General features: G+C 29.3%; 23 protein-coding genes, 1 tRNA gene, 1 rRNA gene and 1 pseudogene. 7 read left to right on the plus strand and 19 right to left on the minus strand.

Features of this window, described 5'->3' with window-relative positions:
• Positions 1-616: 616 nt before the first annotated feature.
• The 6 genes and pseudogenes from KQI89_RS17020 to KQI89_RS17045 all read right to left on the minus strand — a co-directional run bounded on the left by KQI89_RS17020 (position 617) and on the right by KQI89_RS17045 (position 6895).
• A pseudogene (locus tag KQI89_RS17020) lies at positions 617-1192 on the minus strand (VanZ family protein).
• A 59-nt stretch (positions 1193-1251) separates the two neighbouring features.
• Positions 1252-2841, minus strand: a complete 1590-nt coding sequence (locus KQI89_RS17025; protein ID WP_216458105.1) for a putative ABC exporter domain-containing protein — start codon at positions 2839-2841, stop codon at positions 1252-1254.
• Between the two features lies 1 nt (position 2842).
• On the minus strand, positions 2843-3535 hold the full coding sequence (locus KQI89_RS17030) for an ABC transporter ATP-binding protein (RefSeq protein ID WP_032123200.1): 693 nt from the start codon (positions 3533-3535) through the stop codon (positions 2843-2845).
• 217 nt (positions 3536-3752) lie between these two features.
• Positions 3753-4253: a hypothetical protein gene (locus tag KQI89_RS17035; protein ID WP_032123201.1), complete on the minus strand. Its 501-nt coding sequence runs from the start codon at positions 4251-4253 to the stop codon at positions 3753-3755.
• A 501-nt stretch (positions 4254-4754) separates the two neighbouring features.
• Positions 4755-5693 carry a GNAT family N-acetyltransferase gene (locus tag KQI89_RS17040; protein ID WP_216458106.1) on the minus strand — a complete coding sequence of 313 codons (939 nt, stop codon included), beginning with the start codon at positions 5691-5693 and terminating at the stop codon, positions 4755-4757.
• Between the two features lie 29 nt (positions 5694-5722).
• Positions 5723-6895, minus strand: a complete 1173-nt coding sequence (locus KQI89_RS17045) for an MFS transporter (RefSeq protein WP_216458107.1) — start codon at positions 6893-6895, stop codon at positions 5723-5725.
• A gap of 177 nt (positions 6896-7072) precedes the next feature.
• Here KQI89_RS17045 and KQI89_RS17050 point away from each other — a divergent pair, with 177 nt between their 5' ends.
• A complete protein-coding gene (locus tag KQI89_RS17050; protein ID WP_216458108.1) occupies positions 7073-7741 on the plus strand; it encodes a DUF4230 domain-containing protein in 669 nt (222 codons plus the stop codon).
• Positions 7742-7784: 43 nt separating this feature from the next.
• On the opposite strand, the gene KQI89_RS17055 is transcribed toward KQI89_RS17050, so the two are convergent.
• A complete protein-coding gene (locus tag KQI89_RS17055) occupies positions 7785-8561 on the minus strand; it encodes a tRNA threonylcarbamoyladenosine dehydratase (protein ID WP_216458109.1) in 777 nt (258 codons plus the stop codon).
• A gap of 274 nt (positions 8562-8835) precedes the next feature.
• Between KQI89_RS17055 and KQI89_RS17060 the strand changes: the two genes are divergently transcribed.
• Positions 8836-9534 (plus strand): 5'-methylthioadenosine/adenosylhomocysteine nucleosidase, encoded by a 699-nt coding sequence (locus KQI89_RS17060; protein WP_216458110.1) that lies wholly within the window; start codon positions 8836-8838, stop codon positions 9532-9534.
• A 1182-nt stretch (positions 9535-10716) separates the two neighbouring features.
• Here the strand turns inward: KQI89_RS17060 and KQI89_RS17065 are convergent.
• From KQI89_RS17065 to KQI89_RS17075, 3 genes are all read right to left on the minus strand, one after another.
• The gene (locus KQI89_RS17065) at positions 10717-12075 is read right to left on the minus strand and encodes a YjiH family protein (protein ID WP_246583172.1); all 1359 of its coding nucleotides are present in this window, start codon (positions 12073-12075) and stop codon (positions 10717-10719) included.
• Positions 12076-12301: 226 nt separating this feature from the next.
• A complete protein-coding gene (locus KQI89_RS17070; RefSeq protein ID WP_216458111.1) occupies positions 12302-12490 on the minus strand; it encodes a hypothetical protein in 189 nt (62 codons plus the stop codon).
• Between the two features lie 19 nt (positions 12491-12509).
• Positions 12510-12698: a hypothetical protein gene (locus tag KQI89_RS17075; protein WP_032123208.1), complete on the minus strand. Its 189-nt coding sequence runs from the start codon at positions 12696-12698 to the stop codon at positions 12510-12512.
• Between the two features lie 418 nt (positions 12699-13116).
• Here KQI89_RS17075 and yidC point away from each other — a divergent pair, with 418 nt between their 5' ends.
• Positions 13117-13764, plus strand: coding sequence for a membrane protein insertase YidC (yidC, locus tag KQI89_RS17080; RefSeq protein ID WP_216458112.1), 648 nt, complete (start codon positions 13117-13119; stop codon positions 13762-13764).
• A gap of 486 nt (positions 13765-14250) precedes the next feature.
• On the opposite strand, the gene KQI89_RS18100 is transcribed toward yidC, so the two are convergent.
• The gene (locus KQI89_RS18100; protein WP_343216394.1) at positions 14251-14367 is read right to left on the minus strand and encodes a lipid II flippase family protein; all 117 of its coding nucleotides are present in this window, start codon (positions 14365-14367) and stop codon (positions 14251-14253) included.
• A gap of 148 nt (positions 14368-14515) precedes the next feature.
• A complete protein-coding gene (locus KQI89_RS17090) occupies positions 14516-14677 on the minus strand; it encodes a hypothetical protein (RefSeq protein WP_187117432.1) in 162 nt (53 codons plus the stop codon).
• A gap of 286 nt (positions 14678-14963) precedes the next feature.
• Here KQI89_RS17090 and KQI89_RS17095 point away from each other — a divergent pair, with 286 nt between their 5' ends.
• Positions 14964-15503 (plus strand): chromate transporter, encoded by a 540-nt coding sequence (locus tag KQI89_RS17095; protein ID WP_032123210.1) that lies wholly within the window; start codon positions 14964-14966, stop codon positions 15501-15503.
• The gene (locus KQI89_RS17100; protein WP_216458113.1) at positions 15504-16028 is read left to right on the plus strand and encodes a chromate transporter; all 525 of its coding nucleotides are present in this window, start codon (positions 15504-15506) and stop codon (positions 16026-16028) included.
• A 75-nt stretch (positions 16029-16103) separates the two neighbouring features.
• Here KQI89_RS17100 and KQI89_RS17105 read toward each other — a convergent pair whose 3' ends face one another.
• The 3 genes from KQI89_RS17105 to KQI89_RS17115 all read right to left on the minus strand — a co-directional run bounded on the left by KQI89_RS17105 (position 16104) and on the right by KQI89_RS17115 (position 18589).
• The gene (locus KQI89_RS17105) at positions 16104-17609 is read right to left on the minus strand and encodes a carboxypeptidase M32 (protein WP_216458114.1); all 1506 of its coding nucleotides are present in this window, start codon (positions 17607-17609) and stop codon (positions 16104-16106) included.
• 114 nt (positions 17610-17723) lie between these two features.
• On the minus strand, positions 17724-17882 hold the full coding sequence (locus KQI89_RS17110) for a hypothetical protein (protein ID WP_032123213.1): 159 nt from the start codon (positions 17880-17882) through the stop codon (positions 17724-17726).
• Positions 17883-17908: 26 nt separating this feature from the next.
• The gene (locus KQI89_RS17115; RefSeq protein ID WP_032123214.1) at positions 17909-18589 is read right to left on the minus strand and encodes a beta/alpha barrel domain-containing protein; all 681 of its coding nucleotides are present in this window, start codon (positions 18587-18589) and stop codon (positions 17909-17911) included.
• A gap of 425 nt (positions 18590-19014) precedes the next feature.
• On the opposite strand from KQI89_RS17115, the gene KQI89_RS17120 reads away from it, so the two are divergent.
• Both KQI89_RS17120 and KQI89_RS17125 read left to right on the plus strand, forming a co-directional pair.
• Positions 19015-20256 (plus strand): DUF1576 domain-containing protein, encoded by a 1242-nt coding sequence (locus KQI89_RS17120; protein ID WP_216458115.1) that lies wholly within the window; start codon positions 19015-19017, stop codon positions 20254-20256.
• On the plus strand, positions 20253-20597 hold the full coding sequence (locus KQI89_RS17125) for a hypothetical protein (protein ID WP_216458116.1): 345 nt from the start codon (positions 20253-20255) through the stop codon (positions 20595-20597). Before KQI89_RS17120 ends, KQI89_RS17125 begins: the two co-directional genes overlap by 4 nt.
• A gap of 189 nt (positions 20598-20786) precedes the next feature.
• Here the strand turns inward: KQI89_RS17125 and KQI89_RS17130 are convergent, their stop codons facing one another.
• The 4 genes from KQI89_RS17130 to rrf all read right to left on the minus strand — a co-directional run.
• Entirely contained in the window at positions 20787-21314 is a 528-nt protein-coding gene (locus KQI89_RS17130; RefSeq protein ID WP_216458117.1) for an NAD(+) diphosphatase, read from the minus strand.
• Positions 21315-21410: 96 nt separating this feature from the next.
• Positions 21411-22097, minus strand: coding sequence for a DNA/RNA nuclease SfsA (gene sfsA / locus KQI89_RS17135; RefSeq protein ID WP_216458118.1), 687 nt, complete (start codon positions 22095-22097; stop codon positions 21411-21413).
• 615 nt (positions 22098-22712) lie between these two features.
• Positions 22713-22787: transfer RNA gene (locus tag KQI89_RS17140), tRNA-Glu, on the minus strand.
• 8 nt (positions 22788-22795) lie between these two features.
• Positions 22796-22868: ribosomal RNA gene (rrf, locus tag KQI89_RS18225) — 5S ribosomal RNA — on the minus strand; the annotation flags it as partial.

Consider the following 22868-nt stretch of genomic DNA (forward strand, 5'->3'; position numbering starts at 1 on the left):
TCATCTTTTCTGTTCAATTTTCAAAGATCAATTTGCTTCTTTACCGAAGCGACTTACTTATCTTATCATGTATCTTTTTGCTTGTCAACAAGTTTTTTATTTTTTATTTCAACTTGTTTTCCTCACTAAGATGTTTGTTTTCTTATCGCTTCAAGCGACTTATACATAGTAACATTGATTGAAAATAATATCTCTCTTAATAACCCTTATTTCATTGATTATATTTATTATTCTCATTATAACTTCTTTTTACTCTAATATTTTTATATAGATACACCTGGTGTAGTTTTTCTTGTTTTATATATTATTAAAGATTATTATTGCTAATTCCGCTGTAAAATTATTCACAATATTAAATTTTAACCTCTTATTTGTCTGCTACTTAAGACCTTGTTGGTTTTATTTGTAAGAAAATCTTCTTTTTAATTACAATAGCATATAGCTTTAGAAAACCTTAGCTATTAGTATGCAAACATATTTCTTTCTCTCTTTACTTTAATATATCCCCTTTTAACCTACAAAATATTCATTATTGAAATAAATAATGGAGTATCACTAACTCCTAAACTTTGTGATACTCCATTAATCTTCTTAATATATGTAACTACTATGCTTACTACTTATAAGATAGTAGTCCATAGGGGTTTACCCCCTTAATTATAAAATATCCTATTAATCCACCTAGCGTGTTCAAAATTAAATCATCTACATCAAAACTTCATCTATTACCTAAAAAAGATGATATATACTGTAAACACTCCATAGTTAATGTGGTACAAAAGCAAAGCAATAAAATTGACTTTACATTTCTAAACCTCTTCCAAAGTATCGGAGCAATAACTCCAAGGGGCATTAATAATATTAAATTCCCCACTATATTTTTTATCCAAAAACGCAACATATAACTTTTCATTGTTGAATCACTAATTAAGCTCATATCTTTCAAAGTATTAAATACGGGTATAACATTAATTCCAGGTTCAAGATTGCTTGGTCTTGTAAGATTTATTTTTAATGGAAATATAGTTAATGCAACTACACATAACAAATATACATACATCATGTTTCCTAACAGCTCTCTTTTGCTAAAAAAATTCTTAATACTTTTTCTAGATTTTACATATCTAAAAGAAGTGATTAATCCTAACAAAGGTACCCCTATAACAAAAACCGCCATTCTTGAAAACATCATCCTAATGCCTCTCCTTTATTCTTTCTAATATGTGTAGCAAATTCTTAATTAATATAATTTTAATTTTCCATTACTTCAAATACTCTTTTACCCACTTGAAGCATTAAGAAGGAAACTAATATATTAGTTATAAGTATTCCTAAATATAGTGAATAAACACCCAAACCTAAATTAGCCTTAGATATTAAAATAGTTATAAGGATTGATGGAACTAAATATATCATTAATGAGAAGAAATGTAACATCCCTCTTAATATATCATCTAGCTTTCTAAATATAACAAAATTAAAAGCATTACCTGAATTATTTAATAGTACAAAACTTTCAGCAGTGATAAAAGCTATTATTACTTCTAATATAGGTACCTTTAATACCAACGCTAAAGCCACATAAGCTATAGCTAAATCCAGTCCTAATTTATATAGAGAAGATAACATAGATGCAAAAAGCTTTTTACTACTATGATCTGGTATTAAGTAAATATAGTGGTTATCTGTTTCTTGAATCCACTTTCCCCCTAAAGATGCAAATAGTAATAGTATCCCTAATCCACAAGTATATATTAAAGTTATAGGCAATTTACTGTTTTTACCCATAATAATTCCTATTAAAATTGCTAACCCTACTATAATCAATGAGAGCAGGTTAAACACATGAAAAAATCCTCTTTTTTTATATTCAACCATATGCCTATCAAAAATAGCCCAGGATAATTCCCTTTTGAAGTCTACCTTTACCTTCTTTTTAATAAAAGTATACTTTCTATTAGCATTTATAGCTTTTGCAGCTTCTTTTTTTGTTGATTTATTCTTAGCTAAAGTTGCAATTTCTAGCTTCTGTGCACCTTCTATGGCATTCTCATAAAAGTATATTTCATGAGTGTATATATAATAAACTACAGCAGAACTTAGAGCCATTATACCTATTAAACTAACAAAAAAGTAAATATTAACTCCTTCAAAAATTACCATAATCACACTATCAAACCATCCAACTATAGGCACATATCTCCAGAGATCTCCTCCAAAATATAAAAGCAAATTATTTAAATACTGTGAGCTATCTTTTATAAATAAATAAAGTAGAGGTGATAATATTATTGCAATTAACCCCAGAATTATTTTATTTTTATTAAGATATATGTTTTCATATTTAAAAGAAATATAAAAGAATAAAAGTCCTAGTACTTTACATACAAAAATAACAAACACATAAAAGAGTATGACTAATAAGGCTTGTCCTACAGAAATATGAGTGAAGTTTATTAAGTTAGGTATTTGAAATAGTAAAAATGCTAAAGATAAAAGAGTTGAGCCTGATGTTCTAACTAAACCATAAAGTAAAACCTGCTGTGGTTTGAAAGGTCCTGTAAATATAAAATTTACATCGCTCATCCCAAAGCTTAGTCCTATCTTTTTTGAAAGTCCACTATTTATGTTAGCTATTAGGGTTATTAAAACAAGTAGGTTAACACCAATAAATAAATACTTACTATCTAAAGCTGCCCTTGAATCTTTTTTCCCAAAAAACATACTTAACATTATAAATGCGAAAAACAATATATACAACACTACAGATACAGGGTTACGCAAAGCCTTTTTTATAAAGTTTTTTATATTACATCTTATTATATATAAAAGAGCTCTCATGTTATTCCTCCATTACCTCAAAGAATATTTCTTCAAGTTTCTCCCCTTCGGATAGTTCATTTCTACTTTTAGAGAAAATAACCTTACCTTTTTTCATAATAAGTATTCTATCCCATAAATCTTCCATAGAATCTAATAAGTGAGTAGAAACTAATAAGGATGCTCCCTGATCTCTAAGTTCTTTCATCATTCTTTTAACTTCTTTTATTGCCATAGGATCTAATCCTATCATAGGTTCATCAAATAGTATTATCTTAGGTTTATGTAGTATGGCACAACATATGGATAACTTTTGTTGCATTCCCTTTGAAAGTTCTCCACCTAGTTTATCTCTCTTATCATCAAGATTAAATAACTTTAGTAGCTCTTCCATATAATCCTTATAATCCTTAATACCATAAGCTTTTGCTATATAATGAAGATGTTCTTCTATAGTTAAAAGCGGAAATGGTGACGGCATCTCTGGAATATAGCCTAAAAGGGATTTTGCCTCTACCCCCTTATTATCACAGCTGTCTAATAAAATTTCTCCTTCATAATTTAAAAGTCCAGCTATAGCTTTTATTGTTGTACTTTTTCCTGCACCATTAGGTCCTACTAGTACCGCAATCTCTCCCTTGTCTACAAATAAATCTAAATTTTCAACAGCTAGTTCTTTATTATATTTTTTGCTTAAACCTTTTACTTCTATCAAAATACAACCCCCTAATATAATTCTTCATAATAAATAATAACAGATAATGCTCTATAAGTTAGTTAAAATATGGTTACAATAAGTTTTTTGTAACCATATTTGTATAAAAAGTTGTTTTGCATATTAACTTAACCATAATATTTAGTCTATCCTATATAGAATAGATTAAAGACATCACAGAAAGTCCAATCAAATTAACCATAACATTTATGGTAACCTATATAGGAATAATGTCATACCATTTCATTCCTGCAATTTGCATACCTAGGATAAGTCTTAAATCCCAAAGCATCTTAGGATTTCTTCCTTCATATAAAACAATAATTTTTCCCTTTCTATAGACATGTGGATTTCCAAGCATCCCTATATACTGACTTATAACCACACTTCCATCACTGGGAATACTTTTTGCCTTCTTTTTTGCTATATCCTCACTTTCAAATTCATAAATAGTTAAAGTCTTTCCACTTATAGTAACTTTTCTATGTCCGGTTTTATAAGACCCATATTTCTTCCCATTAATAACCTCATATTCCTCTTCCTTATAAACATTGCTTTCTACCTTATATCCCTTAAGCTCTAATTCTTTTATAAATTCCTCAGAGTTACTTATATTCTTCCCATTGTTAAAAATATCAAAGAGAGTTACTATAGAACCTATAAAAACTATAATAAAAACAATGTTTCTCCATAGTTTTTCTTTTTTCTTCTTATCCATAAAAATCCCTCCTTTTAACCATAATGGATTTGTTAACTTAATATAAACTTTAATTTTATTTTTATATTATATTATAATCCATTGGACAATATAATTTCCTCAATATTCCTAGAGTCTAAATTAATTTTTTATATGTAGTATTTTTCTTATATTATCATCCTTATATTTTAATATAAGAAAAAGAACCCATAACTTAGACTCTTTTTCAAGATGTCCAGTCCATAGGTTCAATTTTATTTCAATATAACCCTTTTTATATTTACTTTGAACTTTGACTATGCCTACAACACTGAAAAATAAACCAATTATTCTACTACACATTGTTGTAAACCAAGGAATTATATTATCATACATAATTTATAATTTTAATACTTATTTAAAAGCTTCAAAATCCTCTTTATTTAACTTTAAAAAACCCTATTCTAAAAGTGTTACCTTTTAAAACAGGGTTTTTAAAATATTTTTCTAAAATATCATTATTTAAAACTTCAAATTTAATATTTAATAAATTCCTTTATTTATTTTAAAAAAGGTTATGTGATCTCTCCAGCTTCCATTTATATATAAGTAATCTTTATTTAATCCAAGTTCTTCAAATCCGCAAGCTTTAAGAACTCCTTGTGATCTTTTGTTATCTACTAGGGTGGAAGCTTCTATTCTATGAAGCTCCATATCTGTGAAAGCATAGTCTATAACCATCTTTACAGCTTCTTTCATAAAGCCCTTTCCTTCAAAATCCTTATCTATTGAGTATCCTAAAAAAGCATTCTTAAATATTCCTTGAACTATATTAGAAAGTTGTATCTTGCCTACGAATTCATTTTCCTTATAAATTCCAAGGACCAGTGTAGCTCCATTTAGATATTGTTTATAGCTTTCCATTAATATATTTCTTTGAACCTCTTCTGTATAAAAATTCTCATCTCTTAAAGGCTCAAACTTTTTTAAATGTTCCTTATTTCTAAGATTATATTGTAAAACTTCTTTATAATTTTCAGGGGTTAATAATTTTAATGTAACCTTATTTCCTTTTAATATAAATATGTTTCTACTATCTTGATTTCTATAATCATAGGCGCTTATTCCAAATATAAATTCATCTTTTACTTTAGTGTTTAATATTGTCTTATTTTCTAGTATTCCTTCTAGATTAAAACCTAGAACTATAAAGGGAGTTAAATTAAAATCTTCCTCTACCATGATATTTAATCTATATACTTCATTTCCATTAAAAAATTCAGTTAATATCTCTTTTAAAGAAGCTAAAATTAAGTCTGATCTTTCTTGTTTATAAAACTTTAATCTTACCAAAAGGCTTTTACTTGATATATTATTATCTAGAATAAATAACCTACCTATACTTATTCCTATGTTATCCTTTATCAAATACTCTCCTTCAGATTTTATTTTTTCTATACATACTATTTTTTTACTGTTCATATGTTCATCCCCTTTTAAAAAGGCTAAGATTATCTATTTATTGCTAAATCCTTTTTGGTTTCTCTGTGAAGTAAAAGTAAAAATGAGATTGATACTAAAAGACTTAACGGAATTAGGTAAATGGCTAGCTTTGTACCTAAGTTATCATTAGCTATACCCATTAACATATTAAGCATCATATTTATACCTGTAGAGAAAGTTACCACAACTCCTGTGATGAAAGCACTACCACTTTTAAAAACCTTACTTATGGTACTAACTATTGTAGGGAAGGTTATAGAGAAGAACAATCCTGATACTGCAATTATACTAACACCTTTTTCCCCTAATAAAATACCTAAAATATATATAGCAAAACCTATTATAAGCGACTTAATAACTACATTAACATATCCAAACTTCTCTACAACAAATCCCCCTAATAATCTACCTATGGTAAAAATACCATAGAACATTGATACATATAGAGAGCTTTTACTCTTATCAAAGGCGAAATTACTTTCCATATAATTTACAAACCAATTTCCTGTTCCTACTTCTGCAAAAACATAAAATCCTAAAGCTAGTATGTATAATATAACTAACTTATTTGATAAGGCTTTAGTTATAGATATGCTTCCCTTTTCCTCAGCTTTATGAGTAACAGGAATTTTAATCATTAATACAATAATTAGCATCACTATATATGCAATAGCTACTGCTAAATATATATCTCTCCAATCCACACCTTTAAATATTAATATTCCAGAAACCCTTTGTCCTAATGCGGATCCTAACCCATAGGAAAAGTGTACTAAATTCATTATTAAAGTCTGCATAGTAACAAATAGTACTGGTACTATGGTATTTATAGCAATACTAGTAAGGGCTAAACCACAGCTTACTAGAGTCATACCTATTATAAATATATTATAAGTCCTACTAATGGATAATATACCCAAAGAGCATATCATAAATATTATTCCTATTATAAATACCTTTTTCTGCCCTATCTTTTCACAAAGAGCTCCTCCTAAATAAGTGCATGTTATATATCCTATAAAAGTTGCTGTTAGCATAAACCCTATTTCAGTGTCATTTATGGCAAAGTTTTCTTTAAAACCTGGTATAAAAACACCTCTAGTATTTTCAGCTATAGCAGCCAGTATCATAAGAGCTATCATAAATCCTAAGGCTATTATGTTATTTTTCTTTTTCTCCATTCCTCCACCTCGCTTAATTAATGAATATAAACTAAATATATATTAAACCCTTGTTAATTTCAATTAAATAATACTAAGCTTGCTGAAAAACAGACCTAATATATTGATATTTAACACATAATATGATTATATTAATTTATGAATCTATAAATCTATTATGTAAAGAAAGAGGTATATATGAAAAAATGGAATTTTAAAAATAAAATAGTAGCGGTAACCTTAATAGCTGTATTATTCACATCTCTAGGTTTCTATGGGGCGTACAAGCTATGGATATCTCCTAAAAAGGAAAATAAACAATGGGTAGTTCCAAATTTAAAAGATACCTCCCATAAAATTTTTACTGAGGAGGCTTTAATACAAAACATAGCCCAAAAGCAAGAAATGATAACTACAGAGGTAGAAATGAATCAAAAGACCACAATAGACGATAGTTGGGGAAATATGTTTGCATTTAAGAAGCTCCAAAACATATACTTTTTTGGAAAAGGCATATATGTAGTAGATTTATCTAATATAACTAAAGATTCTATTACAATAAACGGAAATAAGTTAACTTTAACTGTTCCTAAGCCCTTTATAAAAACCATAGATATAGATGAGCAAAAAACCATATATGAAACTCCAGAAAAGGGTATATTCAGATTTGGAGAACTTAAGCTTACCCCTGAAGAATATGAGGTTATGATGGGTGAGGCCAAAAAAAGTATGCAAGAAAGACTCTCTAGCGGGCAAATTTATGAAGATGCTTTAAAAAACTCTGAAATCTCCATATCTAAATTTGTACAATCCCTATTTTCAGAGGAAACCAAAAATAACTATACAGTAAACATAAAATTTCAATAACGGGAAATAATAAGGGAAATACACCCCCGGGGGTGTATTTCCCTTATTTCCCGCTAGGAAGTTTATCTTTAATCATATCTTTTATAACTTCTCCGGCAATTATCATTCCTGCTACTGGTGGTACAAAGGATATACTCCCTGGAATCTGTCTTTTAGCTGAACACTTTCTAGATGAATCCCCTGTACAAACACACCCCTCTTTGCAAGTTACAACCTCGTCCATTTTTGGTTTTAAAGGCATTTCTTCTGAGTATAAAACCTTAAGCTTCTTAACTCCTCTTTTTCTAAGCTCATATCTCATAACTTTAGCCAAAGGACAAACCTTCGTATCATATATATCAACTATCTTAAATTGGGTAGGGTCTAATTTATTGCCTGTTCCCATACAACTTATTAACTTAACCCCATTCTCCTCACACCAAACAGCTAAGGCTATTTTAGAGGATACACTATCTATAGCATCTATTACATAGTCTACATCCTCAGTTATTATTTCACTTATATTGCTAGCATCTATATAAGTTTGAAGAGCTATAACTTCACATTTAGTATTAATTTGAAGAATCCTCTCCTTCATCACCTCTACCTTAGGTTTACTTATAGTCTTAAAGGTAGCATGTATTTGTCTATTTAAATTTGTTAGACAAACAGTGTCATCGTCAACAAGTACAAGCTTTCCAATCCCACTTCTAGCCAAAGCCTCTACGGAAAAACTCCCTACTCCTCCAATACCTAACACTACAACTTTTTTATTTCTAAGCTCATTTAAAGCCTCTGCACCAATTAAAAGCTCTGTCCTTGATAATGAGTGTTGTATCATTAATATTTTCTCTCCTTTTATTATCTTTAGTGAGAGAGAGTATTATAAGTATTAAACTCCCACTAAATCATACTTTTTCTTACTATTTAATTTTTAATATCTTATATGCTCTACAAATTACACTTTAATTCGATTATTTTCAATTAAATATTATATTATAATTAAAGAAAACTTACCATAGCATATTTATATCCAGTTCACAAATCTTTTACTTTCCCTTATAATTATTATTAATGAAAATCAATAGAATTATAAATTTATGGAGGATTTTGATATGACAATAGGAATAATAGGCGCTATGAGCGAAGAATTAGAAATACTATTAAAAGAAATGAATCTTGAGAGTAAAGAATGTAAAGCAAAAATGGAATTTAACTATGGAACTCTTTGGGGTCATAAAGTAGTAGCTGTAGTATGTGGTATTGGAAAGGTAAATGCTGCTGTATGTGCCCAAATACTAATTACAGAATATAAAGTAGACAAGGTAATAAATGTAGGGATTGCAGGTGGAATAGGCAAAGATATCTACCCTGGAGATATAGTAATCGCTGATTCATTAGTTCAACACGATATGGATACCACAGCTTTTGGAGACAAAATAGGTCAAATACCTAGATTAGACACCTTTGATTTTAAATGCGATAAAGAGTTAGTAAATTTAGCTTATACTGCTGCAAAGGAAAATACAGTTCACAAAAGCTTTGTAGGTAGGATTGTTAGTGGTGATCAGTTTATTGCAAATGTAGAAAAAATAAGATGGTTAAATGAAGAGTTTAATGCCTTAGCTTGCGAAATGGAAGGTGGAAGCATAGCTCATGTATCTTACCTAAACTCCATACCTTTTGTAGTTATAAGATCTATTTCTGACAATGCAAATAATGGTGCAGAAATGGATTATGAAAAATTCAAACTTGTAGCCGTAGAAAATTCAACAAACATACTCAAAAGAATGCTCCTATCTTTAATAAAATAAAATAAGGTTAACAGGATATACTAAACACTGTGCACTTCCACCTTTTCCTTAAAATTAGTTCCACCGTAGGTAGATTGTGCACTTTCATTCCTTAACTTTCTTTTATAAATATATATTATTAAAACGCCGATCAAAATATATATTTTAAAAGAAAATCAATTAAAATCCTGTTAACCTTATTACATTGTTCTATTGTGGGTTTATATCAAAAGGTGCATATTTCCGTTCACTTCAAAGCACAATTCTCTATCCCACAAACTGCCGGAATACCATATTACATAAGTCTCCAGCATAAAGATCCCCCCAATAAATAACCGCTCAATAAGTTTTTACCCTAATTTAGTTAATAGCTTACCCCAATTTTTCTTCAAAAGATATTACTATTGCCTATTAACATAAAATATAGTAAATACAGTTTAGTACATAACCCCCAATATAAATTTATTTATATATTTCCCCAAATATGCAAATAAATAAAGACGGCTATGAAAATATATTAATCTATAAATATGATTTTATAATAATGCCCCACTTTTTAATTACTAAAACTATAAATACTACAAGGTCAATTTAAATTATTTTATCCAATAATTTAAATGATAAAATATTCTCTATTAATCCCCCCTAAATACCAATCGTGATCACTTTTCATATTATTTTATGAAAACAAGTTTAACGTTTTGTAATTTGTTACATATCCATTTTATCACTTATAAATATAATTCTCAATATTGACAATTAAAAATATTAAAAATATTTTCTAATTATCAAACAAATCCACATTAAAATATTACATAGAACAAATTTGTTATACTAGGCTTATTGTCTTTTATATTAGGAATTTCAATTTTAAAAACCCTGATTAATCAGAATTAGTATACTCCTTAAATAGTTTATAAAAGTTATTTTGCTTCTTCTATCTATAAATCAAAAGTGAGTAACTTAGTGATTAACAATATGAGATAGGAAAATTGCACTACTTTATATTCATGTTGTGAATCAACAATTTAATATAACAGAGGCAAAAATTAAAGGAGCTGGTGCAAAATGCATAAAAGCCTGTATAAAGTGAAAACCATGCATAAACAAGGAGAACAATTCCCTTATACGCATGGTTTTTTATTCATCGAAATTTGTAAATATCCGCCTCACAGCAGCCCATTATAGCATTCTTATTGATATTTAAAACATTATATGTGCTATTAATGTAACTATAGGTAATGTGATAAGTGTTCTTTCTATAAATATTATAAAAAGCTCCTTAAAAGATACTGGTATCTTTGATCCAAGTAAAAGCCCACCTACCTCAGACATATATATAAGTTGTGTTACTGAAACTGCAGCTACTATAAAACGAGTCATGTCACTTTGTATTGTGGCAGCTATTACAGAAGGCAAAAACATATCTGCAAATCCTACTATAAGGGTTTGAGATGCAGCTGCTGCTTCTGGAATTCTAAGCAAATTTAAAAGTGGTATAAAAGGCATGCCAAGCCATTGAAATACTGGAGTATACTCTGCTACCATAAGAGCTATGGAACCAAGAGCCATAACCATTGGAGTTACTCCTATCCACATATCTAAAACATTTTTGCTACCATCTAAGAAAAATTTCTTTACACTATTATTTTTACTAGCTCTATCTACAGCTTGTTCTAATCCCCATTTAAAAGCAGTATAACCCTTTGGTAACTCTTCACTACCATTATTGTTTACTCCACCATAATAGCTATCAGGTTTTTTGGATAAAGGTGGTATACGGGGAGTTATTATAGCTGCCACTACGCCTGCAAGAGTAACTGTTAAATAAAATGGAACAAATAAATGACCTAAATTAACTTGAGCTATAACCACAAGGCTGAAAGTTATAGATACAGCAGAGAAGCTTGTACCTATTATAGCTGCTTCCCTTTGAGAATAATATCCGTCTTCATATTGTTTACTAGTAAGAAGTACTCCTATGGTTCCATCTCCAAGCCATGATGTTATACAGTCTATAGAAGACCTTCCTGGAAGAGAGAAAATAGGTCTCATAACTTTAGTAAGTAATGTTCCAAAAAACTCTAATAATCCAAAGTCTAATATAAGTGGTAATAATAATCCAGCAAATAAAAATACAGAAAATAAAACTGGAAGTAAACTATAAAGTAAAAGTCCCCCTGTATTTTCTGACCACAAAAATTCAGGTCCTATCTTAAAAAATGATGAAACAACTAAAACCACACCTAAAGCCCTTGCTATAACCCAAAGAGGGCTCACATCAAATAAGGTATTTAAATACGTATTTTCTTTTATAACTTTAGGTTTAAATACCTTTGTAACAAAAGTTCCTAGAAAGCTTATAGCTATTAAAACAACAGTTATAGCTGGTAATATATTTGATAATTTATTCATTATCATCTTAGAAAAAAACGCTACAGGTATAGTAACCTCTCCCCCTAAGGATATAGGCGTCATAAACAATATTATTCCAATTACTGATGGTATAAAAAACTTAAAGAAATTACTCTTATCTAAATTAAATCCTTTTGTATTTTCCATTAATTTTCTCCTTATAATTCATCCTATTTTATAGCCTTTCCAATAAAGTCCCAATAAATAATAATGCATAATTATAAAAAAATCAAGTATTTAATGCATAAAAATACATAAAAGATTAGATTTTATAATGGTAAAGTACGTAAACATACCCATCAAAAAAAGACTTGTATAAATAAATTTAAAGTTATATACAAGCCTCCTCCTATATTTAATTGTTGCTAAACTTTTAAGTTTGATCTAAGGAAGTTAACACATCATCAAATAAATCTATCTGGCATCTGCTATTTTCCCAGTGAGAACAGTTAGCACAACTTTTACTGTTTTCTCCCCCTATATTTGATTGTACATTAGGCATGGTTGAGGAATATCCTGGACAAGAGTTTGCCACGTGCATCATTTGCATAATATTAGCCATTTAAATTCTCCTTTCCTAATCAATTATTTTTAATCATATCTCTTATAGGGTCATATAAATCTTTAAAACATTTTCCTCTAATAAAATTAGAGCAATTATCACAGCTAGGAGAAAGCGCTCCTCCCATGCTCATCATAGACAATCCATATCTAGGTTCATACCCAGGACAGTTTTCTCCAATAGCACTTTTAAGCTCATCTTTAATCATAAAATACACCTCTATGTAAATATAATGTCACTATACTGTAGTTTAACCATGTTTAAAATTTATATGTATATGCAAAAACTTATTATTCTAGTATAATATTGTCAATAAGTATATAGAGGTAATGATCATGAAAGTAGATACTAGTGTTCTTATGCACGTATTCATAACACTCATATGTTTAATGAGTTTCATATATGCATTTGTTTATTCCCACAAGATTAAGCAAAATAAAATCTATTCCTTGTTTATAAACCATATTTATAAAATGGCCTTAGGTTATTCTAAGTCCTTTACGGTAAATCAATATACATCTTATGGAAAATACGAGATCTGGCGGTTCTTTATACATTTTTAATATAGATAATGTTTTTATATATTTAAAATAACCTTATATAAGGTAAATTAAGGAGAGAAATATATGAGCATTATCTTTAACGGATTAAATTCCTTATTAAATTTTGTATTTAACATCACTGGTGATTGGGGAATTGCAATAGTTTTACTAACATTGTTTATAAGAGTTATTTTACTTCCTCTATCTATAAAACAAAAAATTAATTTAAATAAACAACAATCATTACAAGAAAAAACAGAAGCATTAAAAATTAAATATAAAAATAATAAAAAGAAATTAGATGAAGAGATACTTAAATTGCAACAAGAAAACTTTAAAACCATGATAGGTTGTTTAAGTAGCCTTTTACAGCTTCCCATAATTTCATCTTTGTATTATGTAATAATAAGGATGCCTGTAGATGCAGGAACCTATTTAATTCCTTGGATTACAAGTATAAAGTTGCCAGATAAGTATTTTATACTACCTTTTATATATATTTTAGTATCACTTATGCCTAATCTATTGCCTTACATTAAATTCTTAAAGCTTAAAAAGCAAAACAATATAAATGTTTCTAATTTACTGGTTACCGTAGTGTTTAGCTTAATAATCTCAATAAAGGCTCCTATAGCATTAGGAATATATTTTATAACCACTTCTCTATTTTCTTTAATAGAGGAAATCGGATTTAAGCTCTACTATAATAATATTACAATTAATAAAGCATAGAAGATTTTATCTCTCACTTTGCGAAAATCATATATACAAAACCTCAAATTTTTGATGATAGTGACTTTCGCAAAGTGTTACGGTAGTATCAAATCTTCCCGCCATGGGATAAGATTTTTACTGTGAAATAAATAATATAGGTAGTGAATATACTTTTTAGTACATTTACTACCTATATTATTTTGCCAATGTTTTATGTCTTTTAATTATGCATGCTGAATATTTTTAGAATGGTGAGAATAATTAAAATATGTGTTAATTTCATGGCTGTATTTTTTTATAACAGTCTTTATCAAAATAATACATAGAAATTAATATATGGATATATTAATCATAATATGTTGATTAACTAAAAAGTTTCGGATTTTATGGCTTTTTTATATTTTAAAGTAATCTAGCTATAAATCCTATGGTTTTTGCTCCCGGAACTAATAGAATTTGGGCTAATATTGTTCCTAACATTAGACCGCCCACTATAAAAGTTATTCATCTATCAAAGTGTTCTTCACTACAATCTTCTCTTAGAACACCCTCTGTAAACATTGACATAAATGGCTCTATAAATATAAATATCAGAATGGTAGCTACTCCATTAATACAAATACATTAAACTCTACAAAGGATATGGCTTATACAAAAATAATAGTAGTCTGTCCCCATATCATAAAACACCATATTCTTAGTATTTATATGTTGAATTTTAAACAGACCACTATTATTTAATATTAAATAAACTTGGATGCTATAAAAATCACTTAACAAATTCGTTGTTATTAGGTTTTTTTCTAGAAATATTAGCTATGTCTTTGTATATCCTCTCCATTTCTTCATCTTGATTATTAAGCTTAGTTATAATCTCGTTTGAATACTCCTCCTGATAACTTTTTCTTTTAACCCTTTTCTTATCTTTCATATAGCAAAATCCTCTCTTTACAATTATTTGCTATATTTTTTCCTAAATAATAAGTTATTATTCTAAATAGAATCTTATAAACTACTAATATCTTATATAAACTTTATTTTATTAATCTTTATTTAAATACAAATAATAATAAATTATCTCCTTTTAATATATAATACACATAAATTCTGCAAAGTTTTTATTACTAAATAATTGGTTATACTTTGCTTTATATATATTATTATTTAGTGTAAAATTAAATAGTGACTTTTAAAAATAAACTAAGGAGGTCTCTTATATGAAGCGCTATATAGAGCTTTTTTTATGTTTTTTTAAAATTGGTGCCTTTACATTAGGTGGTGGATATGCCATGGTACCTTTAATTGAAAAAGAAGTTGTGGATAATAAGGAATGGTTAGACAAACAAGAATTTATAGACTCTTTAGCCTTAGCTCAATCTTCACCAGGCCCCATAGCTGTAAATACTGCTGTATTTGTAGGCTATAAAAGTGCTGGCTTTTGGGGTGCTTTATGTACTACACTTGGAGCAATATTACCATCTTTTTTAATAATACTTGTTATTGCTTTATTTTTTAAGGATATAAAAGATAATATATATGTGGAAAAAAGTTTTAAAGCTATAAGACCAGCTATAGTTGCATTAATTGCGGCACCACTTTATAGGATGGGTAAAAACGCTGGAATAAATAAAAAAAATATAATTCTACCTATTGCCGTATCAATGCTTATTGCATTTTTGGGTATCACTCCAATATTGTTCATAATTCTAGCTGCTGTAGGTGGCATAGTTTATGGGAAGATAAAGGAGGCAAAATAAATGAGCTTATATCTAAATTTATTTATAACGTTTTTTAAGATAGGACTTTTTAGTTTTGGTGGAGGTTATGCTATGCTTCCTTTAATAAAACAGGAAGTAGTTGTGAATAATGCTTGGCTTAGCCTAAGTGAATTTACAGACATAATAGCCATATCTCAAGTAACTCCTGGCCCTATTGCAATAAATAGTGCTACTTATATAGGTTATACAGCAACTAACTCTGTATGGGGTTCAATGCTTGCTACTCTAGGGGTTTCTCTACCTTCTTTTATAATAATGATAATAATATCAATTTTCTTTGTGAAATTTAAGGATAATAAGTATGTAGAATATGCCTTTAAAGGTATAAGACCTACTGTAGTTGGTCTTATCGCAGCTGCTGCTCTACTACTTGTAAATAAGAGCATCTTTATAGATTTTAAAAGCATACTTATATTTCTAGGAGTGTTTATAGCTTCCTTAAAAAAAGTAGATCCCATTTTACTCATAGTTGTAGTAGCAGTCATTGGAATTATTGCTTATTAAAAAATTTTAGTTATACTAAAATAGAGGGTGAGAAGTTATATATTTAACCTCCCACCCTCTTAATATTTTATCTGATTACAACTCATATATTTCAGTGTATTTTTTATTTAAATACTCTATAAAATATTTAGCTGTAAGTTCTTCTCCTGTTACCATTTTTATAAGTTCTGCTGGTTTGTATACAGCTCCATGTTTATGAATATTTTCCTTTAACCAATTATGAATTTCTTTAAAATTACCCTTTTCAATTTCTTCATACATATTTGGCATATCGTTTTTCATTTTATTAAGGAATTGTGCTCCATAAATATTTCCTAGAGCATAGCTTGGAAAATATCCAAAGCTTCCATCTGACCAATGCATATCTTGAAGTACTCCTTCTGCATCAGAACTTGGTTCTACTCCTAAATATTCCTTATATTTTTCATTCCAAACCCCTGGTAGATCCCCTACTTGAATCTTTCCATTTATAAGAGCCTTTTCTATTTCATACCTTATTATTACGTGTAAGCTGTAAGTAAGCTCGTCTGCTTCAGTTCTTATAAGGGATGGCTCCACAGTATTTATGCCTCTATAAAAATCTTCAAAAGAAACGCCTTCAAATTGAGGGAACCTTCTTTGAGCTTCAGGATAAAAATATCTCCAAAACTCTTTACTTCTTCCTATAATATTCTCATAGAATCTTGATTGAGATTCATGTATTCCCATGGATACACCATTGCCAAGTCCAGTACCTTCTAATTCATCTGGTATATCCTGCTCATAAATAGCATGACCTCCCTCATGTATTGTACTGAACAATGCACTTCTAAATTCATTTGTTAGATATTTAGTTGTTATTCTAACATCTTTGTTTCCAAAGTTTATTGTAAAAGGGTGAACACTTTCATCTATTCTTCCTGCATCAAAATCATAACCCAATTTTTCTACAACAAACTTACCAAACTCTTCTTGAGATTCCTTTGAAAAATCCTTCTTAAAGAAATCATCCCTTGGTTTTATCTTACTTTCTTTTATCTTTCCTAATAACTCAACTATAGCGTCCCTAAGCTCTCCAAAAATATTATCCAGCTTCTCTACAGTTATACTTGGCTCATAGAAATCTAATAAAGTATCATATTTATTTTTTTCATATCCCCAATAATTTATAAATTCTTCTTTAAAATCTACTACCTTTTCAAGATAAGGTTTAAACATTTCAAAATCCGATTTATCTTTAGCGTCTTCCCAAGCTACTTCAGATTTAGAAGCTAAAATTGTGTACTCTCTATGTCTATCTGCTGGTATCTTTTTAGTCTTCTCATAATTCTTCTTCATGTTTTCTACCATAGATTTTGAAACATCGTCTAAGCCTTCTACACCTTCAAAATAATCTATAAATTCTTTTACTTTATCAGAAGTTTCAAGCTTATAAGATTCTGAAGATAAATATCCTATAACTTCAGATCTTGGCTCTATAGCTTTCTTCGGTATACCAACCCTCATGTCCCAAAAAATTAGCCCCATAGCTTGATTTAAATATTCAAGCTCTTTTATATAGGATCTAAGTTCATTTAGCTTTTCCTTATGTGCTTCGTTCATCTCATTACCCCCTTTTATTTAAAAATATATAAGCAACTCCCCTCTAAACTCATCAAATAGCAAAGGCATAAGTTGCTTACATCATATTATTCTACAAAATTATATATATTCCTTTTAGTCAAATATAAGAATTGATTCTGTTTCACTACAGTATTTTGTTATAATGCACTTACCAAAACTTCTTGGACATCTTCTACAAAGGCAATCTTCTGCATCGCCTTCACAATTCTTATCTAAAAATTCAGGACAAACCTTACAATTATTTTCTGTCATTTTAAATCTCCTTTTAAATAGGCCTTCTAAAAACTTTCATCCTCATATTTCTTCCTATAACTATTCATAATACCATTTAATATGTCTGCTGTAGAAGGTGGGGTAAAGGTTATAGCATTTGCTCCTGCCTCAATAGTTTCAAGTATAGTTTCATCTGTTGGTCCACCTGTAGCCATTATAGGGAAATCAGGATACTTTTCTCTTATGTTCCTTACTATTTTTGCAGTGTCCTTTGCTCCAGATACATTAATTATAGTAGCACCAGATTCGATTCTACCTCGTATATCCTCGTATTCAGAAACTACAGTCACAATTATGGGAATATCTATTGTATTCCTAACTTTAGTTATAACTTCATTAGGAGTAGGATTGTTTACAACTATTCCCATAGCACCTTTAAATTCTGCGTCTAAAGCTAGATTAACTACTCTTTTTCCTGTAGTAATTCCTCCACCAACTCCACAAAATACTGGCACATCTGCAGCTAATAGTAGGGCTTGAGTTATTACAGGTTGAGGTGTAAAAGGATAAACTGCAATTACCGCATCTGCATTTGTATTTCTTATAACTGCTACATCAGTGCTAAACAAAAAAGACTTTAATCTTTTACCAAATATCTTGATACCCGTAGCCTTTCTTATGGATGTAGGTAGCTCTATCATATGATTTCTTAAGGTTCCTTTGATTTCTGGAAGTTGTTTTTCCATAGTTAATTCCTCCAATACTAAAATATCACATATTATATACAATTAATCCACATTTGTTTCTAAAATTTTAACACCCTTTAATCCTAAACTCTTTAATCTTAATTATATATTCTACATAGCTTTATTTAAAGTGCTTATCTTCTCCAAATATTAATATTATATTAATTTTAGAGTTTTTGCACTAGTTTTTAATCATTTACGTTTTATAATATCTCATTTAACTATTATGTTGTTCCATTCAGCCTTAAATAATTATATAAAATACTAAATAACATCTTAATTATGATAATTTTTTCTTCACAATATGGTAAAAATATTTATATAAAACATTATAAATATTTAAGAATAAAATAAATATTGCCTAGTATAAGTACTATAATTTATAATATAATTAGTTATTATATACTACATCAAAAGGAGGCTTTATGAAGAAAAAAATATATAGACCCTACATTATATCCATAATAATGTTTAGTTCCTTTGTAATCTTTGGTTTTTTAATAGACACTCCTAAAAATATTTTTAATGGTATTATAACCATAATACTAAACTCCGATATCTTAATAACAGATTACCTTGCTTTAGGTGGAATCGGAGCTTCTTTTGTAAATTCAGGTCTTTTAACACTCATGTGCATATTTCTTTTAATTAAAGTAGGAATTAAGCCAAATGGATCTACCATAATGGCTCTTTGGCTAATGTCTGGATTTGGATTTTTCGGTAAAAATATTGCTAATGTATGGCCTATAATATTTGGCGTTTGGCTGTATTCCAAATACGAAAAAGAGCCTTTTCTTAACTATACCCTTATAGCTCTTTTAGGAACTACACTAGCTCCCACAGTAGGTCAATTAACCTTTGCTGGTTATTTCCCTCCAATTTTAGGTATGATTTTAGGTATTTCTATAACGACTTTTATAGGATTTATCCTACCACCCTTAGCTTCTCACTGTATAAAAGTACATCAAGGCTATAATTTGTACAACGTAGGTTTTGCAGCAGGTATATTAGCTACTATATTAATGTCAATATTTAGAGCCTTTGGCATAAACTTTGAAAGTCGATTTATTTGGTATGAAGGTATAAACAAGCCTATTCTTATCTTTCTATTAATGATATTCTTATATATGATAATAGTAGGATTTATTTTAAACGGAAAAAGCTTTAAAAACTTAAAAGAAATATCAAAACTATCAGGAAGATTAGTTACAGACTTTTATTTATTGTTCGAAGATGCTACTTTTATAAATATGGGCATACTAGGTATATTATTTACATTGTACGTTGTAATTATAAGGGGAGATCTTAATGGCCCTGTTATAGCTGGTATATTTACTATTGTAGGATTTGGTGCCTTTGGAAAGCATCCATTAAACACAGTGCCTATAGTCCTAGGTGCAGTGCTTTCTAGCCTGTTAAACATATGGGACTTGAATTCTCCTCAAATGATTCTAGCAACTCTATTTTCCACAACTTTAGCCCCTATTGCAGGACAATATGGAACTTTATTTGGCGTACTAGCAGGTTTCTTACATGTTTGTACCGCAATGAATACCGGCTATCTTCACGGTGGTTTAAATCTATATAATAACGGACTTGCTGGTGGTTTTGTAGCCTTAATGCTTGTACCTACAATAAACGCTTTTAGAAAGGAGTCTAATGAATGAAGCATTTAAAGTATAGAAATACTAGGATTGTAAATGAGCTAATGAACTATTGTTACAAAAATGGCGCTGATAAAATTAGAATAGAAGTAAACACTCAAAAGGAAGCAACTGAATTTTTTATTAAAGCTTTTGATGTAAAATTGGATAATAAATCCCTAGCACTTATGAAAAAGCTTTTAAATGCTACAAGATCCCATGAGCTAGAGGAGCATTACTGGATACTTGCCGGGGACACTGATACGCACCCAGAGCTTACATTGATAGGCATCATGACTGACGAGGTTGAAATAAAGTATTCAGATGAAAATATTTTAGACATATACCTTAAAAGAATGAACTAAAAATTTGTCATAAAATTATAAGTGTATAAAATTATGCAATCATATCTTTATACCATAACTATCCCCTCTTAATCCACTAATAAAGGATCATAAGATCTTTGGTGGATACTTAAGATTATGCACATCCCATGACAAGGATTTTTAAGGTTCAGAGGGAGTCAAAACTCCTTCTGAAGCCAAGAACTCTTTTTATCTAATTTCACATCTATAAGCCTTATGGCCTTTATATCCTATTTCATGCAAAACCTTTTTAACAACTCTTTTACCTATTTCGTCCTCAGGCATTTCACAAAGAGCATCTTCAATATTGCTCCAGTCTAACCATTCTACTTCAGAAGATTTTTCTATTTCTCCTGATTCGTACTTAGCCATAAATGTAAGCATTAATATTTCTCTTGAAGGCAGATAGTCACTACCTAAATATTTAATGGCTCCTACATTTAATCCTGTTTCTTCTTTAACTTCCCTTCTTACAGTGTCTTCTACAGTTTCTCCATTAGTAACATATCCAGATACCAATACTTTTGAGTTTTTAAATATATAGCTTTGTTTTAGCAAAAGTATTTGATTATCTTTTATAACGGCTGCTATTATACAGGGCTTAGGAGTATCAAAATACATCATATCATCTTTAGGACAGTACGGTACTCCTCCTTCATCCCAACTATACTTTTCTTCTAGCTTAGTCCCACATATAGGACAAAATTTATATTTCATGATAAGTTTTCCCCCTTAAAACCAACAAAGAAATAAATGTAATACTTTATATCTAATTTTATGTCATATTTACTATTAATACTATTTTACCATATTTTAAAGTATTACTTCTACCTTGTTATTAAGGCTTATTAAATCCTCTCTTACTATACAATCATATGCCATAACATCTACTCCTTTAGAATAAGCAAATCTTAAAGCTTCTCCAAAATTTTTATCCATTTCATCATGGGGTTTAAAAATCTTAGCGTTCTCCATTTGAATTAAAAACAATACCCCTGCTCCCCTACCAGTCTTTTTTACCTGGACTAATTCCAATAAATGCTTTGTACCTCTTTCTGTAGGTGCATCAGGAAACTTAGTTATTCCCTCCTTCTCTAAAGTTACACCTTTCACCTCTAAAAAATACTCAAACTCATCCATAAGCTTAAAATCGAATCTACTATTTCCAAAGGTCTTCTCTCTTTTTATGTCTTTATAGTTAATAAGCTCTTCAATGCTACCATTTCTCAAAGCCTCTTCTACTACTTTATTAGGGATTTGAGAATCTATATTTATTAATTTATTGTCTTTATATCCTGCTATAAGATCATAAGGAGTTTTTCTTGAAGGATTAGACTCCTCTCTAAGAACAACGGTTACACCAGGAATAAGTATTTCCCTACACCTACCCGTGTTAGGAACATGAACCATAAGCTCTTCTCCATCCAACTCCACATAAGCCTGAAACCTGTTAGGTCTTCTTATAAACTTAGCTAATTTTATATTTTTATCTATAATCATATTGCACTCCTTAGTTAATTAATAACAAATTTAATAGTTATCCACTGTTTTTGTACAAGTTATGCACATTGTCCACAGATTTTATCCACATACATGTTAATATTGTCCCCATATAACTTTTTTTATTCTAACTTATTTTTATAAAACTACAGAAAACTATTAACTTTTGTCCACTTATATAATAGTACAAAGTCATGAAAAAAGTATTAACAATTTTAATGCAAACAATTTAAAAACTAACATCAATATATAGTGTCTAAATAATTTTTTCTACTACATATATATGTTTACTTCTTAACTGAAATCTTCATACTTTATTTTATCTAGATAGATTATATTATTTTATGCTTAAAATTACAAATTATAATTCTTTCTTTTTCTCCATACAATTTCAAAATTCACTTAGTTGTCCACATTTTCCACAGCACTTATGCACATTTTTCACATTTTTGTGGATTGTATAGCTTGGTTATTCACAAATTTTAGACAAAACAAAAAGCTACCTTTAATTAGGTAGCTTATTTTTATGCTGCTGTGGATTTTTAATTATACGCAATGCGCATATATGGTTATCTCGATATATTCAAAGAACATATCGAGTAACACAGAATTTAATGGTGACTCCTAGGGGAATCGAACCCCTGATACCACCGTGAAAGGGTGGTGTCTTAACCGCTTGACCAAGGAGCCATAAAAAAATCTGGCGACGACTTACTCTCCCACAAGGCCTCCCTTGCAGTACCATCAGCGCTTTAGTGCTTAACCATCGTG

The sequence above is a fragment of the Clostridium simiarum genome, from assembly GCF_018919175.1.
Lineage (GTDB): Bacteria > Bacillota > Clostridia > Clostridiales > Clostridiaceae > Clostridium_L > Clostridium_L simiarum.

Bases quoted from the DNA above. Each gene is read 5' to 3' on its own strand.
- KQI89_RS17115 (WP_032123214.1), bottom strand. From the start codon at position 18,589: ATGGAAAAACAACTTCCAGAAATCAAAGGAACCTTAAGAAATCATATG.
- KQI89_RS17025 (WP_216458105.1), bottom strand. From the start codon at position 2,841: ATGAGAGCTCTTTTATATATAATAAGATGTAATATAAAAAACTTTATA.
- KQI89_RS17105 (WP_216458114.1), bottom strand. From the start codon at position 17,609: ATGAACGAAGCACATAAGGAAAAGCTAAATGAACTTAGATCCTATATA.
- KQI89_RS17090 (WP_187117432.1), bottom strand. From the start codon at position 14,677: ATGAAAGATAAGAAAAGGGTTAAAAGAAAAAGTTATCAGGAGGAGTAT.
- yidC (WP_216458112.1), top strand. From the start codon at position 13,117: ATGAGCATTATCTTTAACGGATTAAATTCCTTATTAAATTTTGTATTT.
- sfsA (WP_216458118.1), bottom strand. From the start codon at position 22,097: ATGATTATAGATAAAAATATAAAATTAGCTAAGTTTATAAGAAGACCT.
- KQI89_RS17125 (WP_216458116.1), top strand. From the start codon at position 20,253: ATGAAGCATTTAAAGTATAGAAATACTAGGATTGTAAATGAGCTAATG.
- KQI89_RS17130 (WP_216458117.1), bottom strand. From the start codon at position 21,314: ATGAAATATAAATTTTGTCCTATATGTGGGACTAAGCTAGAAGAAAAG.
- KQI89_RS17055 (WP_216458109.1), bottom strand. From the start codon at position 8,561: ATGATACAACACTCATTATCAAGGACAGAGCTTTTAATTGGTGCAGAG.
- KQI89_RS17075 (WP_032123208.1), bottom strand. From the start codon at position 12,698: ATGATTAAAGATGAGCTTAAAAGTGCTATTGGAGAAAACTGTCCTGGG.
- KQI89_RS17110 (WP_032123213.1), bottom strand. From the start codon at position 17,882: ATGACAGAAAATAATTGTAAGGTTTGTCCTGAATTTTTAGATAAGAAT.
- KQI89_RS17095 (WP_032123210.1), top strand. From the start codon at position 14,964: ATGAAGCGCTATATAGAGCTTTTTTTATGTTTTTTTAAAATTGGTGCC.
- KQI89_RS17040 (WP_216458106.1), bottom strand. From the start codon at position 5,693: ATGAACAGTAAAAAAATAGTATGTATAGAAAAAATAAAATCTGAAGGA.
- KQI89_RS17065 (WP_246583172.1), bottom strand. From the start codon at position 12,075: ATGGAAAATACAAAAGGATTTAATTTAGATAAGAGTAATTTCTTTAAG.
- KQI89_RS17100 (WP_216458113.1), top strand. From the start codon at position 15,504: ATGAGCTTATATCTAAATTTATTTATAACGTTTTTTAAGATAGGACTT.
- KQI89_RS17120 (WP_216458115.1), top strand. From the start codon at position 19,015: ATGAAGAAAAAAATATATAGACCCTACATTATATCCATAATAATGTTT.
- KQI89_RS17035 (WP_032123201.1), bottom strand. From the start codon at position 4,253: ATGGATAAGAAGAAAAAAGAAAAACTATGGAGAAACATTGTTTTTATT.
- KQI89_RS17050 (WP_216458108.1), top strand. From the start codon at position 7,073: ATGAAAAAATGGAATTTTAAAAATAAAATAGTAGCGGTAACCTTAATA.
- KQI89_RS17045 (WP_216458107.1), bottom strand. From the start codon at position 6,895: ATGGAGAAAAAGAAAAATAACATAATAGCCTTAGGATTTATGATAGCT.
- KQI89_RS17070 (WP_216458111.1), bottom strand. From the start codon at position 12,490: ATGGCTAATATTATGCAAATGATGCACGTGGCAAACTCTTGTCCAGGA.
- KQI89_RS17060 (WP_216458110.1), top strand. From the start codon at position 8,836: ATGACAATAGGAATAATAGGCGCTATGAGCGAAGAATTAGAAATACTA.